Source organism: Burkholderia sp. 9779_493 (genome assembly GCF_015712215.1).
GTDB classification, from domain to species: Bacteria; Pseudomonadota; Gammaproteobacteria; order Burkholderiales; family Burkholderiaceae; genus Burkholderia; species Burkholderia cenocepacia.
Window position 1 is genome coordinate 39,301 of sequence record NZ_JACCQA010000010.1, and the last position, 17,898, is coordinate 57,198.

Sequence of the window (17,898 nt, forward strand, 5' to 3'; positions counted from 1 at the left end):
GACGTGACCGAACCGGGTGTGAATGAACTGAATGCCGTGCTGGCGCGTGTGCCGTCCGTCGAGCGCGTGCTGTCGTCGACACCGTTGCAACCGCTGATCGACGACTATGGCCGCACGCGTGTGCTGAACGCGGTGCGCGCCGAACTGGAACGCTGGCGCACGGCCGCGCAGCACGATCCCGCGGCGGCCGAGCCACTGGACGAGCCGCGCATCGCAGCGGCCGTCGCGCGCACGCTGGCCGCGCAGAGCGCGGGCGCCGTGCGCACCGTGTTCAACCTGACCGGCACCGTGCTGCACACGAACCTCGGGCGCGCGTTGCTGCCCGACGACGCGGTGCGCGCGGTGGTCGACGCGCTCACGCGGCCCGTCAACCTCGAGTTCGACCTCGCGACCGGCCGCCGCGGCGATCGCGACGACCTGATCGACGATCTGCTGTGCGAACTGACGGGCGCGGAGGCCGCGACCGTCGTCAACAACAATGCGGCGGCCGTGCTGCTGACGCTGTCGGCGCTCGCGACGAAGCGGGAAGTGGTCGTGTCGCGCGGCGAGCTGGTCGAGATCGGCGGGGCGTTCCGGATCCCCGACATCATGAGCCGTGCCGGCGCGAAGCTGCACGAGGTCGGCACGACCAACCGCACGCACCTGCACGACTACGCGGCCGCGATCGGCCCGCGCACGGCGCTGCTGATGAAGGTGCACTGCAGCAACTACGCGATCAGCGGCTTCACGAAGGAGACGACGCTCGCCGAACTCACGCCGCTCGCACGCGAGCGCGGGGTGCCGGTCGCCGTCGATCTCGGCAGCGGCACGCTCGCCGACCTGTCGCAATGGGGCCTGCCGCACGAGACGACCGTGCAGGAAACCGTCGCCGCCGGCGCAAACGTTGTCACGTTCAGCGGCGACAAGCTGCTCGGCGGGCCGCAGGCCGGCCTGATCGTCGGCGACCGCGCACTCGTCGCGAAGATCAAGAAGCATCCGCTCAAGCGCGCGCTGCGCGTCGGCAAGCTGACGCTCGCGGCGCTCGAACCCGTGCTGCGGCTGTATCAGTCGCCCGAATTCCTGCGCGACCGGCTCACGACGCTGCGCCTGCTGACGCGCCCGCAGCGCGAGATCGCCGAGGCCGCCGAACGCGTGCGTCCGGCGTTCCAGGCCGCGCTCGGCAGCGGTTTCGACGTGACGGTCGAGCCGATGTTCAGCCAGATCGGCAGCGGCGCGCTACCGGTCGACCAGTTGCCGAGCGCCGGGCTCGTCGTGCGCTCGGCGGACGGCAAGCGCAGCGGCCGCGCGCTCGCGCAGCTCGAGAAACGCCTGCGCGAATGGCCGCGCCCGGTGATCGGCCGCGTGGCCGACAACGCGCTGCGGCTCGACCTGCGCTGCGTCGAAGCGGCCGACGAAGCGGCGTTCGTCGCGCAATGCGTGCCGCTCGCGGGGCCCGCCGCATGATCGTCGGGACCGCGGGACACATCGACCACGGCAAGACCACGCTCGTGCGTGCGCTGACGGGCGTCGACACCGATCGGCTGAAGGAAGAGAAGGCGCGCGGCATCTCGATCGAGCTGGGTTATGCGTATACGCCGCTCGACAATGGAGACGTGCTCGGCCTGATCGACGTGCCGGGCCACGAGAAGCTGATCCACACGATGGCGGCCGGTGCGTGCGGCATCGACTTCGCGTTGCTCGTGATTGCCGCGGACGACGGCGTGATGCCGCAGACGCGCGAGCATCTCGCGATCCTGCAATTGCTCGGCGTCACGCATGGTGCCGTCGCGCTGACGAAATGCGATCGCGTCGATGCCGCGCGGGTCGCCGAGGTGCGCGACGAGATCGCCGCGTGGCTGCACGATTCGACGCTCGCCGGCGTGCCGATCTCCGAAACGCGCGCGACGGTGGCCGACGATCCGGGCGTCGCCGCGCTGAAGCGGCACCTGGCCGACGCGGCGATCGCGTGGCGCGCGCGTCGCGATGACGGCCTGTTCCGGCTCGCGGTCGATCGTGTGTTTACGCTCGCCGGGCAGGGCACCGTCGTGACGGGTACCGCGTTCGCGGGCCGCGTCGCGACCGGCGACACGCTCGCGATCGTGCGCACCGGCGGCGCGGCCCGCGTGCGCAGCATCCATGCGCAGAACCGGCCGGTCGAGGCCGGCCGCGCGGGCGAGCGTTGCGCGCTGAATCTGGCCGGCGTCGACAAGGCCGACGTCGAGCGGGGCGATACCGTCGCCGATGCGCGGCTCGTCGCGACGTCGCCGCGCCTCGATGTCGAACTGACGTTGCTCGCGGACGCGGGGCTGACGTTGACGCACTGGGCGCCGCTGCATGTGCATCTCGGCACGCTGCATCGCGTGGCTCACGTCGCGCTGCTCGACGGCGACACGCTCGCGGCCGGCCAGCGGATGCGCGTGCAACTGGTGTTCGACGAACCGGTGTTCGCGCTGCCGGGCGACCGCTTCATCGTTCGCAATCCGCAAGCAACGCGCACCGTCGGCGGCGGCCGCGTGCTCGATCCGTTCGGGCCGGCGCGCAAGCGCCGCACGCCGGCGCGCCGTGCGTGGCTCGATGCGCTCGCCGCGTGGCTCGACGAAGGGCGCCTCGATGCACTGCTGGCGCAGGCGCCGCTCGGCATGCCACGCGCGACGCTCACGCATCTGACGGGATTCGCACCCGATGCGCTGGCGTTGCCGGACGACGCGCTGGCGATCGGGCAGCGCGATGCCGCGTCGAATGAAGGCGCGGTGATTTCGCGGGCGCACTGGCGTGCGTTGCAGGCACGGGCGGTCGATACGCTGCGCGCGTACCACGAGCGCATGCCCGACGAGCAGGGGCTCGACGCTGCGCGCTTGCGGCGGATGGCGGCGCCGCTCGTCGGCGATGCGCTGTGGCGCGCGCTCGTCGAGGCGCTGGTGGCGGGCGGCGAGGTCGTGCGCAGCGGGCCGTGGCTGCATCTGCCGTCGCATTCGGTGAGCCTCGAGCCGCGCGAGGAAGCGCTGGCGCAGCAACTGCTGCCGCTGATCCACGCGGGGCGCTTCGATCCGCCGTGGGTGCGCGACCTGGCTCGCGACACGGGCGTGGCCGAGGACGCGGTGCGCACGCTGCTGCGCAAGCTCGCGCGGCGCGGCGACGTGCACCAGGTCGTGCGCGACCTGTTCTATCACGCGGACGTCGCACGCGAGCTGGCGGAACTGGTCGCGCATCTCGCGCCGTCGCGCGGCGGCGGGCTCGATGCCGCGACGTTCCGCGACGCGACGGGGCTCGGTCGCAAGCGCGCGATCCAGATTCTCGAGTTCTTCGATCGGGTTGGGTATACTCGCTTCCACCGCGATCTTCACTACCTGCGGCCTGACAGCGGTTGGGTGGGTATTCAGGCGTAGGCGCTCGTCGTTCTTCTCGCTCTTTTGATTCTTTTCCCCACGGAAGGCATTCGTATCCGGTGGTACGGCCGGGCTTCAAACCCGGTTAGGGGCGTCAGACGCTCCTGGGTAGGTTCGACTCCTGCTGCCTTCCGCCACCTCGTTTTTCTCTCGACTCGGCATGCTTCGGACTGCGCGCGCCCGCGTCGAGCGCCCGCATCGCGCAACGGCCGCGACCGCGCAAACTTGATCGGGAAAAGCACTAGAAGTGCGGGAATTATTTCCCGGCTATAGTGAAATGACTGAAGGTAGACGCGCGCGTTTTTGCCGATACCGTTCAGGTCATGACTGTAGACGGGTGCTGTATGAAAAATAAAATCGAAAAGACCGCCGGACCGATCTGGGGTGTGGCTGCAGGATTGTTTCTCGCGGCGGCAGGGTTGAGTCTCGGCATCTTCCCGCAATCCTTGCACGGCTCGGGAAGCGCGAACGACTTCATGGCGTCCGGCGTCGCGATGCTAGGCGTTTTCCTCGTCGTCTATTCCACGCACGAACTGCGAAGAAAGCGCTCGCATTGAGCGCACGCGTGCCGCTGATCCACGAAAATTGACTCGAGTTCGCCGGCTGCGCGTGCATGCGTTCGCCGCGCCGATGTCTACGCTTTACGGATTTCGTGGTTGTAGACGAGTTCGACGATCCGTTTCGTCGGGATGCTTGCGCGCAGCGCATCGACACCGTCGATCGGAAACCACTTGCATTTCTCGATCTCGTTGTTCGCTTGCGGCGTCTGGTCCGGGCCGACTTCCGCGAAGAACACGTGATGGATTTTTGCGAGCCCGGTGAACTGCATCGAGTACACGAGATGCTGGCCGGTCACACCGGTTTCTTCGCACAACTCGCGATGCGCGGCTTCGAGCGGCGTCTCCCCACGCTTGATCGTGCCGCCCGGTAGCGCCCAGCGCGACGACGCACGCGCGACGAGCAGGACTTGCTCGTCGCGGTAGCAGACGACGGTCGCGCGTTCCTTGATCGGGACGGCGCTCGTTTCGGCGGAGGGAGTGGGCGCTCGCGTTTGGGGCATGGAGCCATTCTAACCAGCGCGGATCGATCGGCCAAGGCAGCCTGACCCGATTTGACGTTCGCGGACGACGGTCGAACGACGCGGCCCGTTATGCGTGCCGCGCCGTCATGCGGTTCGTGCCGCGTTTGCCTTTACTTCTTTTCCGGCAGGAACCAGTTCATCACGAGCGCGCAGATGCCGCCCGTCGCCACGCCCGATTCCAGTACGTTCTTCAGTGCATGCGGCAGGCTGTTCAGAATGTCCGGCACCTGCGACACGCCGAGGCCGAGCGCGAGCGACACCGCGATGATCAGCAGCGCACGGCGGTCGAGGTGGACGCCCGCGAGGATGTTGATGCCCGACGCGGCCACCGCACCGAACATCACCATCGCCGCACCGCCGAGCACCGGCTCCGGCACCGCCTGCAGCACGCCGGCGACGACCGGGAACAGGCCGAGCACCACCAGCATGCCCGCGATCCAGATGCCGACGTAGCGGCTCGCGACGCCGGTGATCTGGATCACGCCGTTGTTCTGCGCGAATACCGAGCTCGGGAACGTATTGAACACGCCGGCCAGCAGCGAGTTCGCGCCGTTGACGAGCACGCCGCCCTTGATGCGCTGCATCCACACCGGCCCTTCGACCGGCTCGTTCGAGATCTTGCTGGTGGCCGTCACGTCGCCGATCGCTTCGAGCGACGTGACGAGATAGATGATCAGCATCGGCACGAACAGCGCCCACGAGAAGCCGATGCCGAAGTGCAGCGGCGTCGGGACCTGGAACAGCGCGGCCTGGTGCATGCCGGTGAAATCGAGGCGGCCGAGGAACGCGGCCGCGAGGTAGCCGATCGCAAGCGCGATGACGAGCGCGGTGCTGCGCACCCAGACGACCGGCACGCGGTTCAGCAGGATGATCGTGCCGAGCACGAGGCCCGACAGCGTGAGGTTCTCCGCGCTCGCGAACGTGCCCTTGGCCATCGCGCCGTAGCCGCCGCCCATGCTGATGAGGCCGACCTTGATCAGCGTGAGGCCGATCAGCAGCACGACGATGCCGGTGACGAGCGGCGTGATCAGGCGTTTCACGAACGGCAGGATGCGCGACACGCCCATCTCGACGAACGACCCCGCGATCACGACGCCGAAGATCGCGGCCATCACGGTCTCGACCGGCGTGCCTTGCTTGACCATCAGGCTGCCGCCGGCGATCAGCGGGCCGACGAAGTTGAAGCTGGTGCCCTGGACGATCAGCAGGCCGGCGCCCAGCGGGCCGAAGCGCTTGCACTGGACGAAGGTGGCGATGCCGGAAATGACGAGCGACATCGACACGATCAGGGTCGTATCGCGGCTGGACACGCCGAGCGCCTGGCAGATCAGCAGGCCCGGCGTGACGATCGGCACGATGATCGCCAGCAGGTGCTGCAGCGCGGCGACGAAGGCGACCATCGGCGCCGGCCGGTCGTTCGGGCCGTAGACGAGGTCGCGGGCCGATTCTGCGGCGTCGGCGCCATGGGAGGCGGATTGGGCGGAGGAGGCGGGTTGCATGGCGAGCGGGCCGGACAAGGTGGAAAGTGCGGCATTTTAGCCGAAGGGCCCGCCGGCGCCGCCCGGCCGTGCCGCAATAGTCGACGGCGGCCGGCTGGCGTGAGCCGCGCGACGTCAGCCCGCTGCGCGCGTTGCTTTGCCGCGCGTCGTCGTGCGTGGCGGGCGCGAATCCGGATACGCGCGCTGGCAGACGGCGATGACCGCATCGCGCAGGCGGCGATGCACGGGGTCGCCGTGCATGCGCGGATGCCACAGCGCGGACACCAGGATCGCCGGCAAGCGGACCGGGATCTCGAAACTGCGCAGCCCGAGCGCGTCGGTGAGCCCCGGCGAGCACGCGTTGCCGAGGCTGGAGCGCGGCACCAGCGCGACCAGGTCGGTACTGGCCGCGACACGCATCGCGTCCGGATAGCCCGGCACGACGACGTGCACGGCGGGGCCCGGGCCGGCCTGGCCGGTCGAGTCGTCGGCCGGTCCGTCGAAATCGCCGAACTGGGCCGCGATGACGTGACGGCAGGCTGCATAGCGCGCGGGCGTGATCCGGGCCGACGCGAACAGCGGATGCCCGACGCGCGCCACCGCGACGTGCCAGTCGTGAAAGAGCATCCGCGTGTGCAGCTCGGGCGCGTCGTCGCCGCGCTTGCCGATTTGCAGGTCGACGGTGCCGTCGCGCAGCGCTTGCGGATCGCTGTCGAGCTTCGGGACGAAGCGGATACGCACGTGCGGCGCGACGTCGGCCAGCGCGGCCACGACCGGGCCGGCCAGCATTTCCATGAACGACGCGGCCGCCCGGATCGTGAACGTGGCCGTGAGCGTCGCGAGGTCGACGTCGGCCGTCGCCGGCCGCAGCACGGCGCGCGCGTCGCTCGCGACGGCATGCACGCGGTCGCGCAACGCGGTTGCGTGCGGGGTCGGCACGAGCCTGCGCCCGGCGCGCACGAGCAGTTGATCGCCGGTGGCGGCGCGCAGCCGCGTGAGCGTGCGGCTCATCGCGGACGTGCTCAGGCCCAGCCGGCGCGCGGCGCCGGTCACGCTGCTCTCCGACAGCAGCGCGTCGAGCGCGGTGACGAGGTTCAGGTCGATGTTTCCCATGTGGACAGGATACGCCACTGCGAGGTGTGACATGGCGTTTGATGCAACGATGGATTGCATTCGGTGCGTCTGGCGCCTGTCATGGTGCACGCCTATAGTGGGTGCATGACGAACACGGTAAACGCAAAAACCATGCAATCGACTGAATCGAATCGACGCAACGCGCCCGCGATCCTCCTCGTCGCGGCGTCGCGCGGCCTCGGGCTCGCGATGGCGGAGGCCTTCCTGAACAAGGGCTGGAACGTGACGGGGACCGTGCGCGCAGGATCGGGGCGCACGCAGCTGCACGAGCTGGCCGAGCGGTTCGACGGCCGGCTCGAGATCGGCACGCTCGACATCTGCGCGCCCGCGCAACTGGCCGCGCTGCGCGAGCGTCTGGCGGGCCGGCGCTTCGACATGCTGTTCGTGAACGCGGGCACGACCAACGATCCGAACGAAACGATCGGTGAAGTGACGACCGACGAATTCGTACGCGTGATGATCACGAATGCGCTGGCGCCGATGCGCGCGATCGAGACGCTGCAGGATCTGGTGACCGACGACGGGCTGATCGGCGCGATGTCGTCGGGGCAGGGCAGCGTCGCGAACAACGTCAGCGGCATGCGCGAGGTCTATCGCGGCAGCAAGGCCGCGCTGAACCAGTTCATGCGCAGCTTCGCGGCGCGTCAGGCCGATACGCGCCGCGCGATGGCGCTGATGGCGCCCGGCTGGGTCCGCACCGAACTCGGCGGGCCCGACGCACGCCTGACCATCGACGAAAGCGTGCCGAGCCTCGTCGACGTGCTGCTCGCGAAGCGGGCGCGGCCCGGGCTCGAATACCTCGACTATCTGGGGCGCACGGTGCCGTGGTGAACAGGTGGCTGACCGCGCGCGGCCAGCCGGGAGATGAGGTTGCGTACGCAACAATTGCCGGGAGCGCCGACGTGCGCGTCGCTGCATCGCACAACCGACCGCGCTTGACACCGGCGCGCTGCCCGCCGTAAATTGCTCAGGCAGATCTAGATAAGAGACTATCTGTAAGATGGTCTCTCCATGCGTCGATCGCATCTGCAATGTCGAGCCTCTTACAGAACAAATATACGGAGGCCGATTGTGCAAACGATCGCGGTCAAGCTTCATGGCATTGAAGACGTCATCTCCTTTCTCGACACGCGCCCCGGTATCGCGGGCAGGGCGGGACTCGTCTGGTGGCTGTCGCTCGGCGGGCTGTTTCTCGACGCATTTTCCAACTCGGCATTGAGTGCCGGCCTCGGGCCGATGACGCACGAATTGCATCTGTCGGCCGCACAGGTCGCATGGATGACGTCGTTCGCGTCGTGGGTCGCGATCGCGTTCAACCCGATCGGCGGCTGGATGGCCGACCGCTGGGGCCGCGTGCGGCCGCTGATCGCCGCGAAGCTGCTGTCGGTGATCGGCGCGTTGCTGGTGGTGTTCGCGCCCGATTTCAATACGATTCTCGCGGGCCGCTTCTTCGTCGGGATGGCGTACGGCATCGACTTCGCGATCGCGATGGCGATGCTCGCGGAATTCACGCCGGGCCGCCTGAAGAGCCGACTCAATACCTGGCAGGGCATGTGGTACACGGCCGTGTGCCTGAACCTGCTGCTCGCGCTGCTGTTTCATGCTTGGCAGGTCGGCGATTCGATCTGGCGCTACTCGGTGGCGGCGACCGCCGTGTTCGGCATCGCGATCCTCGCGCTGCAATGCGCATTCCTCGTCGAAAGCCCGATCTGGCTCGCCCGCAAGGAGCGGCTCGACGAGGCGGCGCGCGCGATGACGCGCATCTACGGGCAGCCATTCGTCGCCGCGCCCGCGCATGAACGTACTCCCATCGTCAATCCGGCCACGCGCGGCCTCGCGAACGTGCTGCTGATCTTTCGCGGCGTCTACCTGCCGCGCACGATCCTGGCCGCGACCGTGCAGATCGGCCAGTCGATCGAATACTTCGCGATCGGCTGGTACCTGCCGCTGATCAGCGCGGCGCTGTTCGGCAAGGACTTCGTCTACGCGACGCTCGGCGCGCTCGTGTTCAACCTGTTCGGGATCGTCGGCGGCTTCTCGTCGTCGGCGGTCGGCCGCCGTGTCGGGCTGCGTCGCGCGTCGGCGTTCGGCTTCGCGGCGGTCTGCGTGATGCTGGTTGCGCTCGGGTTGTTTCATGCGCGCATGCCGCTGTGGCTGTCGGTGGTCGTGCCGTCGCTGTTCATCCTGTTCCACTCGGCCGGCCCCGGCGCGAACGGCAAGAGCCTGTCGTCGCTGTCGTTTCGCGGCGAATTGCGCGCGGGTGCGAACGGCATCGTCGGGGCGCTCGGCTCGATCGGCGCGGCGCTCGGCCTGCTGGTCTTTCCGCTGTTTCGTGCGCGCTACGGCCTCGAACACACGTTCCTGATCCTCGCGATCGTGCCGTGCGTGGCCAGCGCGATCTGTTTCGCGATCCGCTGGGATCCGACCCGCACCACCGTCAATCCCGACAACGAACCCGACGCGCCGCACTTCGGCGACGACGCGCGCGCCACGTCGGCCTTCCTGAAACCCGCCATCGAGAAAACGCAGCGATGACCGAATCCCGAAACGCCATTCTCGCGATCGACGAAGGCACGTCCGGCACGCGCGCCGCGCTCGTCGACGCGAGCGGCCACGTGTCGTGCCTGGAATACCTGCCGCTGTCGGTCGAGAGCCCGCAGCCCGGCGTCGTCGAACAGGACGCGAACGCGATCCTCGACAAGACGCTCGCCGTCTGCCGTGCGACGCTCGCGCAGGCGCATCAACAGCACGTGCGCATCGTCGCGCTGGCGCTCGCGACGCAGCGTGCGACCGCCGTGCTGTGGGACACGCGGACCGGGCGCGCGCTCGTGCCCGCGATGGTCTGGCAGGACACGCGCCATGCGGCCGAGCTCGACCGTCTCGCGGCCGACTGGGACCGCGTGCTGGTGCCGCAGGTCGGCCGGCCGGCGGGGGTGCGCTCGCCGTATCTGTGGGCCGTGCACCAGTTGCGTACGTCGCGCGCGGTGGCCGATGCGCATCGCGCCGGCCGTCTCGCGTTCGGCACGATCGACACGTGGCTGCTGTGGCATCTGTCCGAGGCACGCGCGTGCATGACGACGCCGACCAACGCGACGTCCGCCAGCGCGTACCTGCTCGGCGAGCATCGCTATTTCGACCCGTGGCTCGACGCACTCGGCTTTCCGCGCGAACTGCTGCCGGCGCTGCGCGAGGACGCCGACGCGTTCGGCCGCACGCGCGCGGACGTGCTCGGCATCGACGTGCCGATCCTCGCGTGCGCGGGCGACCAGTTCGCGGGCGCGGTCGGCCTCGGCTGCGTCGAGCGCGGCCAGGCGATGTGCGTGCACGGCACCGGCAGCTTCGTCGACCTGCTGACGGGGACGGCGCGCCCCGACGCCGGATCGCATGCGCAACCCGGCCACGCACACGACGGCACGCTGGCGATGACCGCGCGGCGGCACGGCGGCGTGTCGCATTACTCGCTCGAAACCTTCGTCGCGACGACCGGCTCGGCGTTGCGCTGGGTCTGCGAAAAGTTGCGCTGGTTCGACGACCCCGCGCAGATCAGCGCGCTGGCTGGCACCGTGGGGTCGGCGCGCGGCGTGACCTTCGTGCCGGCGCTCACCGGCCTGCGCGTGCCGAGGATGGAGCCGAACGCGCGTGCGCTGCTGTCCGGCATCTCGATCGCGACGACCCAGGCCGAGGTCGCGCATGCGGTACTCGAAGGCATCGCGCATTCGGTCGCGTCGTGCATGGAGGCGAACGAGGCGGTCGCGCGGGCCGGCGTGTCCGAGCTGATCGTCGGCGGCGGCCTCGCGGGCAGCGACACGCTGCTGCAGATCCAGGCCGACGTGAGCGGCGTGCCGGTGCGCCGGATGCGCGACGGCGATCGCGCGAGCCTGCGCGGCGCGGCGTTTCTCGCGGGCGCGTCGGGGTTGCTGTGGGAATCGCTCGAGGCGGCCCGTGCGACGCTCGTCACCGACGCCGTCTTCGAACCGTCGATCGATGCGGACAGCCGGCAGCGGCGGCGCGCGGCCTGGCATGCGCGGATCGCGTCCGAGCTCGCGCACGCGGCCGATTTTGCTCATGCGTAAGCACGGAGAACGACCAGCATGATGTTTTTGCCATCCAGAAAACCCCGCACGGACCGGGCCGGCATGACGGCCACGGAGCCGCTACGCGTGAACCGCGACGAGCATCTGGCGCGACTCGAGACGGATACGTTCGACGTACTGATCGTCGGCGGCGGCGTGACGGGCGCTTACGCGGCGTTCGACGCGAGCCTGCGCGGGCTGCGCGTCGCGCTCGTCGAGAAGAGCGATTTCGCGTCGGGCACGTCGTCGAAATCGTCGAAGATGGTGCACGGCGGACTGCGCTACATCGAGCAGGGCAATCTCGGGCTCGTGCGCCATTCGCTGCTCGAGCGGCAGCGGTTGCGGCGCAACGCGCGCCATCTCGTGCAGCGGCTGCCGTTCCTGTTCCCGGTGATGGAGCGCGAGGGCGTGTTCGACCGGCGTCTCGCGAAAGCCTTCGAAAGCCTGCTGTGGACCTACGACATCGCCGGCGGCTGGCGCGAGGGCATCCTGCACCAGAAGCTGACCAAGGCCGAGGTGTTGTCGCATTGCCCGACCTTCAACGAAACCTACCTGACGGGCGGCTTCCTGTACTTCGACGCGCGCGTCGACGATGCGCGCCTGACGCTGAACCTCGTGCGCACGGCCGCGTTCCATGGCGCGGCGGTGGCGAATCATGCACGCGTGGTGGAACTGACGCGCGACGGCCACGGCAAGGTCGACGGCGCGATCGTGCACGCCGACGGCCGCGAGCGGCGCGTGCGGGCACGCGTGGTGGTGATGGCGACCGGCGTGTGGCTGCGCGACTGGACCGGTGCACGCAAGGGCGACGCATCTGGATTGCAAGTGCGGCCCGCGAAGGGCGTGCACGTCGCTATTCCGTGGCTGAAGATCCGCAACGACTGCACGGTGACGATCCCCGTGCCGGGCCGCAACCGCCGCGCGACGATCACGCGCTGGGGCAACGTGTCGTATCTCGGCACGACCGACGAGGACTACGACGGCGATCTCGACGACGTGCACTGCACGCGGCAGGAACTCGATTTCCTGCTGGAAGGCGCGCGCTCCGCGTTGAAAGTCGACCTGAGCGCGGACGACGTGGTCGGCAGCATCGCCGGATGCCGGCCGCTCGTCGGGCCGCCCGGCGGCAAGACGATCGAGATGAAACGCAATCACGAGATCCATGTCGCGCCGGACGGCCTCGTGACGATCGTCGGCGGCAAGCTGACGACGTCGCGGCACATGGCCGAGCAGACCATCGATACGGTCGGCAAGCTGCTCGGCCGCCGCACGCGCTGCCGCACGAAATCGGCGTACCTGCTCGGCGCGGCCGGCTACGACCCGCAGGCGATCGTCGCATCGGGCGGGCTCGCCGCGCATCTCGGCGAACGCTACGGCACCGAGGCGCGCTTCGTCGGCGACCTCGCCGATGCGACGCCGTCGCTGCTCGCGCCGATCGTCGAAGGGCTGCCGTACAGCGAAGCGGAAGTGCTCTATGCGGTACGCCACGAATTCGCGCGCAGCGTCGACGACGTGCTGTCGCGCCGCACCCGCGCGCGGCTGATGGCGCGCGACGCGTCGGCACGCGCCGCGCCGCGCGTCGGCGCCATCCTTCAGGCGGAGCTCGGCTTGTCCGACGCGGCCGTCGCCAGCCAGGTGCGCGACTACGTCGCCGCCGTCGCACTCGAAAAAGCCATCCTCATCGGAGAAAACGGATGATCAGCAAGGAAGCCATCAAGCGCGGCTACAACCGCGGCAACTACGTCGTCGGCGCGCATACGCCGCCGCCCTACGCACTGAACCTGCCCGCGACAGGCGGCGCGCCTGTCGAGGCCGGCATGCAGCGGGCGCCGGTCACGGTATCGCCGCAGCAGGTCGACGCGCTGCGCGCGGTGGCCGACGAGGTGCTCGTGCAGCCGGCCGACGTCGTCGTGTGGACGCGCGACTGGTGGGCCGCGTCGATGGTCGCGGAGACGGGCGGCCGGCCCGCGACGCCGCACGCGGTCGTCGTGCGCGTGTCGACGGTCGAGCAGGTGCAGGCCGTGATGCGCATCGCACACGCGGCGACGCTGCCGGTCACGGCGTCGGCCGGCCGCAGCAACGTGACGGGTGCGGCGCTGCCGGTGCGCGGCGGCATCGTGCTCGACGTGTGCGGGTTGAACCGGCTGGTCGGCGTCGACGCCGAGAGCCAGATCGTCGACGTCGAAGCCGGCATGTTCGGCGACGTATTCGAGGCCACGCTGCAGCGCGAGCACGGGCTGACGATGGGGCACTGGCCGTCGTCGTTCGGGATCAGCACCGTGGGCGGCTGGATCGCGTGCCGCGGCGCGGGGCAACTGTCGACGCGCTACGGCAAGATCGAGGACATGGTGTTCGGCATGGACGTGGTGCTCGCGGACGGCAGCCTCGTCACGCTGGGCGGGTATTCGCGCGCGGCGGTCGGCCCGGATCTGCAGCAGTTGTTCATCGGCAGCGAAGGCACGCTCGGCATCATCGTGCGTGCGCGCCTGAAACTGCATCGGCTGCCGGACTACGGCCGTGCGCTCGCGTACGGTTTCGACACGTTCGCGGCCGGCCTCGACGCGTGCCGCGAGATCCTGCAGCGCGGCGCGAATCCGGCGGCGCTTCGGCTCTACGACGCGCTCGAGAGCGGCGTGCAGTTCGGCCTGCCCGACACGAACGTGTTGCTGATCGCCGACGAGGGCGCGCCGGAGATGGTCGATGCGGTGATGGCGATCGGCGCGCGCGTCGGCGACGCGAGCGGGCACAAGCTCGATGGCGACGCGATCTTCGAGAAGTGGCTCGACACCCGCTACCTGACCGGCAAGAGCGCGGAAGGCTTCAAGCGCAGCCCGGGCTTCGTCGCCGACACGCTGGAAATGTGCGGCCGCTGGCGCGACCTCGCGGCGATCTATCGCGACGTGGTGGCCGCGTTGCAGGCGGTGCCGGGCACGCTGGCCGGGTCCGCGCACCAGTCGCATGCGTACGCGGACGGCGCGTGCCTGTATTTCTCGCTGCGCGGCGACGTCGCGGTGGCCGAGCGGGCCGCGTGGTATCGCGCGGCGTGGGACGCGGCGAACGCGGTGCTGATCCAATACAATGCGGCGTTGAGCCATCACCACGGTGTCGGGCTGTTGCGTGCGCCGTACATGCGCGATTCGCTGGGCACCGCGTTTCCGGTGCTGCGGGCGGTGAAGCGCGCGCTCGACCCGAAGCATATCCTCAACCCCGGCAAGCTCGGTCTCGGCGACGAGACCGGCCCGCACGTCGACCGGTAAACGTCATGGACAAGTCGCTGGGCGCGCGTCTCGCCCGTCATCCCGTCATCGCCACGCTGTACGGCGTCGAGCAGGCCGACAGCTTCGTCGACAGCGCGGCCGAGGTCGGCATCGTCGCGAACGTCGACCTGCGGCGCTTGCAGGCGGTGGTCGCGGCGCTCGCCCGGGCCGGCAAGTTCGTGATCGTCAACATCGACAGTTGCGACGGGCTGTCCCAGGACAAGGGCGGCGTCGAGTATCTGGCCGATATCGGTGTCGCGAGCGTCGTGTCGACGCGCGTCGCGACGATCCAGCGCGCGAACCGCGCGGGGCTGATCACGATGCAGAAGGTGTTCGTGACCGACCGTTCGACGTGGCCGCGCAGCGTGAAGGCGATCGAGCAGAGCGATCCGAACCTGGTGCAGCTGATGCCGGCGCCGATGCTCGCGCACCTGAGCGAAGCCGACCGGCAGGCGCTGCCGCCGATCGTCGCGTCCGGTTTCGTCGGCAACGCGGACGACGTGCGCAGCGCGCGGCGGCACGGCGCGGTCGCGGTATCGACGAGCGACAGCGCGTGGTGGAATTTCGACCCGTCGGCGTGACGGGCTTGTGTCGAACCTGGAGCCCAGCATGAACGAACCGTATCTGCAGGTGATCGCGCATTACTTCGCAAAACCCGGCAACGGCGACCGCGTGGTCGAACTGCTCGCGGAACTCGCGCCGGCCACGCGCGCCGAGCCCAAGAACCTCGACTACGCGTATTTCCGGTCGCCGGAGCATCCCGACCACATCGTGATCCTCGAGCGCTACCGCGATGCGGACGGCCTCGACGCGCATCGGGAAACGCCGCATTTTCAGCGGATCGGAATCGGGGCGATCATGCCGTTGCTCGATCGCCGCGACGTGTCGCGCTACATGGTGCAGCCGGACACCGGCACGGCGACGCCACCGGGAGGCACCCGATGAATCCGTTTCAATTCCGTACCGTGCCGACGCAGATCGTCGAATTCGGCGCTGCGCGCCGGCTCGGCGCGCTGTTGCGCGAACGCTTTCCGGCGCTCGCGCGGCTGTGCGTCGTCACCGATGCGTTCCTGCATCGCAGCGGCGTGCTCGCGCCCGCGCTGGAGAGCCTCGCCGCGCACGGCTGGCAGGTCACCGTGATCGACGACGTGATCGCCGATCCGCCCGAGCACGTGGTGCTGGACGCGACCGAGCGGGCCGTCGCGGCCGATGCCGAGATCGTGCTCGGCCTGGGCGGGGGCTCGTCGATGGACGTCGCGAAGCTGATCGCGGTGCTCGCGCCGGGGCAGCAGGCGCTGGCCGACATGTACGGCGTCGACAAGGTCGCGAGCGCGCGGCTGCCGCTCGTGCAGATGCCGACCACGGCCGGCACCGGCTCCGAGGTCACGGCGGTGTCGATCGTCACGGTCGGCGAGGCGCGCAAGATGGGCGTCGTGTCGCCGCATCTGTTCGCGGACGTCGCGATCCTCGACGCGGAACTCACGCTCGGCCTGCCGCGCGCGGCGACGGCCGCCACCGGCATCGACGCGATGGTGCATGCGATCGAGGCGTATACGTCCGCACGGCTGAAGAATCCGGTCTCCGACATGCTGGCCACGCACGCGCTGACGCTGCTGTCGCGCAACCTGCTTGCCGCGTGCGACGACGGCCGGAACCGGCACGCGCGCGAAGCGATGCTGGTCGGCGCGATGTTCGCGGGGCAGGCGTTCGCGAATGCGCCGGTCGCGGCCGTGCACGCGCTGGCCTATCCGGTCGGCGGGATCTTCCACGTGCCGCACGGGCTGTCGAATGCGCTGGTGCTGCCGCACGTGCTGCGCTTCAATGCGCCGGCCGCCGCGCCGCTGTATGCGGAACTGGCAGCCATCGTCGCGCCGTCGGCCACCGGCAGCGACGAAGCGAAAACGCATGCGCTGATCGCCGAGATCGACCGGCTGATCGTCGCGACGGGCATTCCGCGCACGCTGCGCGAAGTCGGCATCGGCGAGGCCGATCTGCCGAGGATGGCGTTGGACGCGATGCTGCAGACGCGCCTGCTCGTGAACAATCCGCGCGAGGTGACCGAGGCAGACGCGCTGGAGATTTACCGGCAGGCGTGGTGAGACGGCGGGCGGTGTAGCACATCGCCCGGCACGATTCACGACGCGCGCACGACCTGCCGCGCGGGCCGTGCCGCGACCCATGCGCATGCCAGCGCGACGGCCACCAGCACGCAGCCGGCCCACGGTGTAACGAGCAGTGCATTGCGCCCGACCAGTACGCCGCCGAACGCCGACCCGAGCGCGACACCCGCATGCATCGCCGACACGTTGATGCCGACGCTCGCGCCGGCCAGCGACGGCGCGGTGTGGATCAGATAGTTCTGCACGATCGGCGAGATCGACCAGCTGATGCCGCCCCACAGCATCATTGCCGGCACGAATGCGAGCGGCGACGCACCGGCCGCCGGCAGCACGGCCATCGCGACGAGAAACACGGCCGGGCATGCGCACAGCGCGCGCGAAGCGCCGAGCCGATCCGAGAAGAGCCCGCCGAGCCACGCGCCGGTCACGCCGGCCATCCCGAACGCGACGTACAGCCCTTCGAGCGCGGCCGCGCCGGGCGACAGCACGGCCTGCAGATATGGCGTGAGATACGCGAACAGCGTGAAATGCCCGCCGATCATCGCGATCGATACGCATTGCGCGGCCAGCAGCCGCGGCCGCGCCAGCACGGCGCGATACGACGGCACGCCGGAGGCGCCGATCGGGGCAGGCGTCATGCGCGGCAGCCGGCGGGCGAGCCAGATTCCGAGCGGCAGCGCCGGCATCGCGATCGACACGAACACCGCGCGCCAGCCGGCCCATTCGGTGATGCGCATCCCGATCGGCACGCCGAGCACGAGCGACGCGCTGATCCCCATGAACACGATGCCGATCGCGCGGCCGCGTTGCGACGCCGGCGCGAGTTCGGCCGCGAAGCGCGTCGCGACGAGGATCAGCGTCGCGCAGCTCGCGGCCATCAGCACGCGCGCGGCAAACAGGCTCGCATAGCGGGGGCTCGCGGCGGCGCCCAGGTTCGCGGCCGCGAACGCGCCGAGCGCCGCGAGCAGCGCGGTGCGCCGTTCGACCCGTGCGACGAACGAGGCGGCCACGAGCGCGGCGAGCGCGAACACGGCGGAGAATATCGTGGTGAGCTGTCCGGCAGCGGCGATCGACACGTGAAGGCCGGCGGAGATCGCCGGCAGGATACCGACGCAGATGTTTTCGGCAACGCCGGCCAGGAACACGGCGGCGGCCAGCAGATACACGCGAACGTCCAACGCAAACCCCTCCTGTACGCGCGATGCGACGGCGCCGGGCAGGGGCGGGGCCGCATCGGATCGAATCGACGGATGGGTTTCGAGGCGAGGCTTCGGTTATCCCGGAAAGGAGGACGGTACCGCACGGTCGGACCATGCGCAAGTGCCGGTGCGCGGCCGTCGCGGCGCCGGGCGGTCGTCTCCGGAACAGACGGCGGGCGGCGTGCAGCCGC

At 69.7% G+C, this 17,898-nt stretch carries 15 protein-coding genes and 1 tRNA gene; 12 read left to right on the forward strand and 4 right to left on the reverse strand.

The window, feature by feature from the left end:
* Positions 1-3: 3 nt before the first annotated feature.
* The 4 genes from selA to H0X95_RS12415 all read left to right on the forward strand — a co-directional run bounded on the left by selA (position 4) and on the right by H0X95_RS12415 (position 3,922).
* A complete protein-coding gene (gene selA / locus H0X95_RS12400) occupies positions 4-1,443 on the forward strand; it encodes an L-seryl-tRNA(Sec) selenium transferase (protein ID WP_059722634.1) in 1,440 nt (479 codons plus the stop codon).
* Entirely contained in the window at positions 1,440-3,365 is a 1,926-nt protein-coding gene (gene selB, locus H0X95_RS12405; protein ID WP_059722636.1) for a selenocysteine-specific translation elongation factor, read from the forward strand. Before selA ends, selB begins: the two co-directional genes overlap by 4 nt.
* Positions 3,366-3,406: 41 nt before the next feature.
* Positions 3,407-3,502, forward strand: a tRNA-Sec gene (locus H0X95_RS12410).
* Between the two features lie 207 nt (positions 3,503-3,709).
* Entirely contained in the window at positions 3,710-3,922 is a 213-nt protein-coding gene (locus H0X95_RS12415; RefSeq protein ID WP_006488812.1) for a hypothetical protein, read from the forward strand.
* A 77-nt stretch (positions 3,923-3,999) separates the two neighbouring features.
* Here the strand turns inward: H0X95_RS12415 and H0X95_RS12420 are convergent, their stop codons facing one another.
* The 3 genes from H0X95_RS12420 to H0X95_RS12430 all read right to left on the reverse strand — a co-directional run bounded on the left by H0X95_RS12420 (position 4,000) and on the right by H0X95_RS12430 (position 7,037).
* Positions 4,000-4,425 carry an NUDIX hydrolase gene (locus tag H0X95_RS12420; protein WP_006495929.1) on the reverse strand — a complete coding sequence of 142 codons (426 nt, stop codon included), beginning with the start codon at positions 4,423-4,425 and terminating at the stop codon, positions 4,000-4,002.
* A gap of 131 nt (positions 4,426-4,556) precedes the next feature.
* Positions 4,557-5,945: a nucleobase:cation symporter-2 family protein gene (locus H0X95_RS12425; RefSeq protein ID WP_034178302.1), complete on the reverse strand. Its 1,389-nt coding sequence runs from the start codon at positions 5,943-5,945 to the stop codon at positions 4,557-4,559.
* Between the two features lie 114 nt (positions 5,946-6,059).
* Positions 6,060-7,037, reverse strand: a complete 978-nt coding sequence (locus tag H0X95_RS12430) for a LysR substrate-binding domain-containing protein (RefSeq protein ID WP_059722638.1) — start codon at positions 7,035-7,037, stop codon at positions 6,060-6,062.
* 132 nt (positions 7,038-7,169) lie between these two features.
* On the opposite strand from H0X95_RS12430, the gene H0X95_RS12435 reads away from it, so the two are divergent.
* The 8 genes from H0X95_RS12435 to H0X95_RS12470 all read left to right on the forward strand — a co-directional run bounded on the left by H0X95_RS12435 (position 7,170) and on the right by H0X95_RS12470 (position 16,487).
* On the forward strand, positions 7,170-7,889 hold the full coding sequence (locus H0X95_RS12435; protein WP_059722640.1) for an SDR family oxidoreductase: 720 nt from the start codon (positions 7,170-7,172) through the stop codon (positions 7,887-7,889).
* Between the two features lie 240 nt (positions 7,890-8,129).
* A complete protein-coding gene (locus H0X95_RS12440; RefSeq protein WP_059722641.1) occupies positions 8,130-9,593 on the forward strand; it encodes an MFS transporter in 1,464 nt (487 codons plus the stop codon).
* On the forward strand, positions 9,590-11,131 hold the full coding sequence (locus tag H0X95_RS12445) for an FGGY family carbohydrate kinase (protein WP_059722643.1): 1,542 nt from the start codon (positions 9,590-9,592) through the stop codon (positions 11,129-11,131). The genes H0X95_RS12440 and H0X95_RS12445 overlap by 4 nt, the downstream gene beginning before the upstream one ends.
* 18 nt (positions 11,132-11,149) lie before the next feature.
* Positions 11,150-12,829: a glycerol-3-phosphate dehydrogenase/oxidase gene (locus H0X95_RS12450; protein WP_006492899.1), complete on the forward strand. Its 1,680-nt coding sequence runs from the start codon at positions 11,150-11,152 to the stop codon at positions 12,827-12,829.
* On the forward strand, positions 12,826-14,388 hold the full coding sequence (locus H0X95_RS12455; protein ID WP_006495924.1) for an FAD-binding oxidoreductase: 1,563 nt from the start codon (positions 12,826-12,828) through the stop codon (positions 14,386-14,388). Before H0X95_RS12450 ends, H0X95_RS12455 begins: the two co-directional genes overlap by 4 nt.
* 5 nt (positions 14,389-14,393) lie before the next feature.
* Positions 14,394-14,969 carry a glycerol-3-phosphate responsive antiterminator gene (locus H0X95_RS12460; RefSeq protein ID WP_006488888.1) on the forward strand — a complete coding sequence of 192 codons (576 nt, stop codon included), beginning with the start codon at positions 14,394-14,396 and terminating at the stop codon, positions 14,967-14,969.
* A gap of 28 nt (positions 14,970-14,997) precedes the next feature.
* The gene (locus tag H0X95_RS12465) at positions 14,998-15,333 is read left to right on the forward strand and encodes a putative quinol monooxygenase (RefSeq protein ID WP_034202541.1); all 336 of its coding nucleotides are present in this window, start codon (positions 14,998-15,000) and stop codon (positions 15,331-15,333) included.
* Positions 15,330-16,487 carry an iron-containing alcohol dehydrogenase gene (locus H0X95_RS12470; protein ID WP_059722645.1) on the forward strand — a complete coding sequence of 386 codons (1,158 nt, stop codon included), beginning with the start codon at positions 15,330-15,332 and terminating at the stop codon, positions 16,485-16,487. The genes H0X95_RS12465 and H0X95_RS12470 overlap by 4 nt, the downstream gene beginning before the upstream one ends.
* A 35-nt stretch (positions 16,488-16,522) precedes the next feature.
* Here H0X95_RS12470 and H0X95_RS12475 read toward each other — a convergent pair whose 3' ends face one another.
* Positions 16,523-17,686, reverse strand: coding sequence for an MFS transporter (locus H0X95_RS12475; RefSeq protein ID WP_059722646.1), 1,164 nt, complete (start codon positions 17,684-17,686; stop codon positions 16,523-16,525).
* Positions 17,687-17,898 lie beyond the last annotated feature (212 nt).

Excerpts from the sequence above, each read along its gene's own strand:
- selB (WP_059722636.1), top strand. The coding sequence starts at position 1,440 with ATGATCGTCGGGACCGCGGGACACATCGACCACGGCAAGACCACGCTC.
- H0X95_RS12415 (WP_006488812.1), top strand. The coding sequence starts at position 3,710 with ATGAAAAATAAAATCGAAAAGACCGCCGGACCGATCTGGGGTGTGGCT.
- H0X95_RS12420 (WP_006495929.1), bottom strand. The coding sequence starts at position 4,425 with ATGCCCCAAACGCGAGCGCCCACTCCCTCCGCCGAAACGAGCGCCGTC.
- H0X95_RS12425 (WP_034178302.1), bottom strand. The coding sequence starts at position 5,945 with ATGCAACCCGCCTCCTCCGCCCAATCCGCCTCCCATGGCGCCGACGCC.
- H0X95_RS12430 (WP_059722638.1), bottom strand. The coding sequence starts at position 7,037 with ATGGGAAACATCGACCTGAACCTCGTCACCGCGCTCGACGCGCTGCTG.
- H0X95_RS12435 (WP_059722640.1), top strand. The coding sequence starts at position 7,170 with ATGCAATCGACTGAATCGAATCGACGCAACGCGCCCGCGATCCTCCTC.
- H0X95_RS12445 (WP_059722643.1), top strand. The coding sequence starts at position 9,590 with ATGACCGAATCCCGAAACGCCATTCTCGCGATCGACGAAGGCACGTCC.
- H0X95_RS12450 (WP_006492899.1), top strand. The coding sequence starts at position 11,150 with ATGATGTTTTTGCCATCCAGAAAACCCCGCACGGACCGGGCCGGCATG.
- H0X95_RS12455 (WP_006495924.1), top strand. The coding sequence starts at position 12,826 with ATGATCAGCAAGGAAGCCATCAAGCGCGGCTACAACCGCGGCAACTAC.
- H0X95_RS12460 (WP_006488888.1), top strand. The coding sequence starts at position 14,394 with ATGGACAAGTCGCTGGGCGCGCGTCTCGCCCGTCATCCCGTCATCGCC.
- H0X95_RS12465 (WP_034202541.1), top strand. The coding sequence starts at position 14,998 with ATGAACGAACCGTATCTGCAGGTGATCGCGCATTACTTCGCAAAACCC.
- H0X95_RS12470 (WP_059722645.1), top strand. The coding sequence starts at position 15,330 with ATGAATCCGTTTCAATTCCGTACCGTGCCGACGCAGATCGTCGAATTC.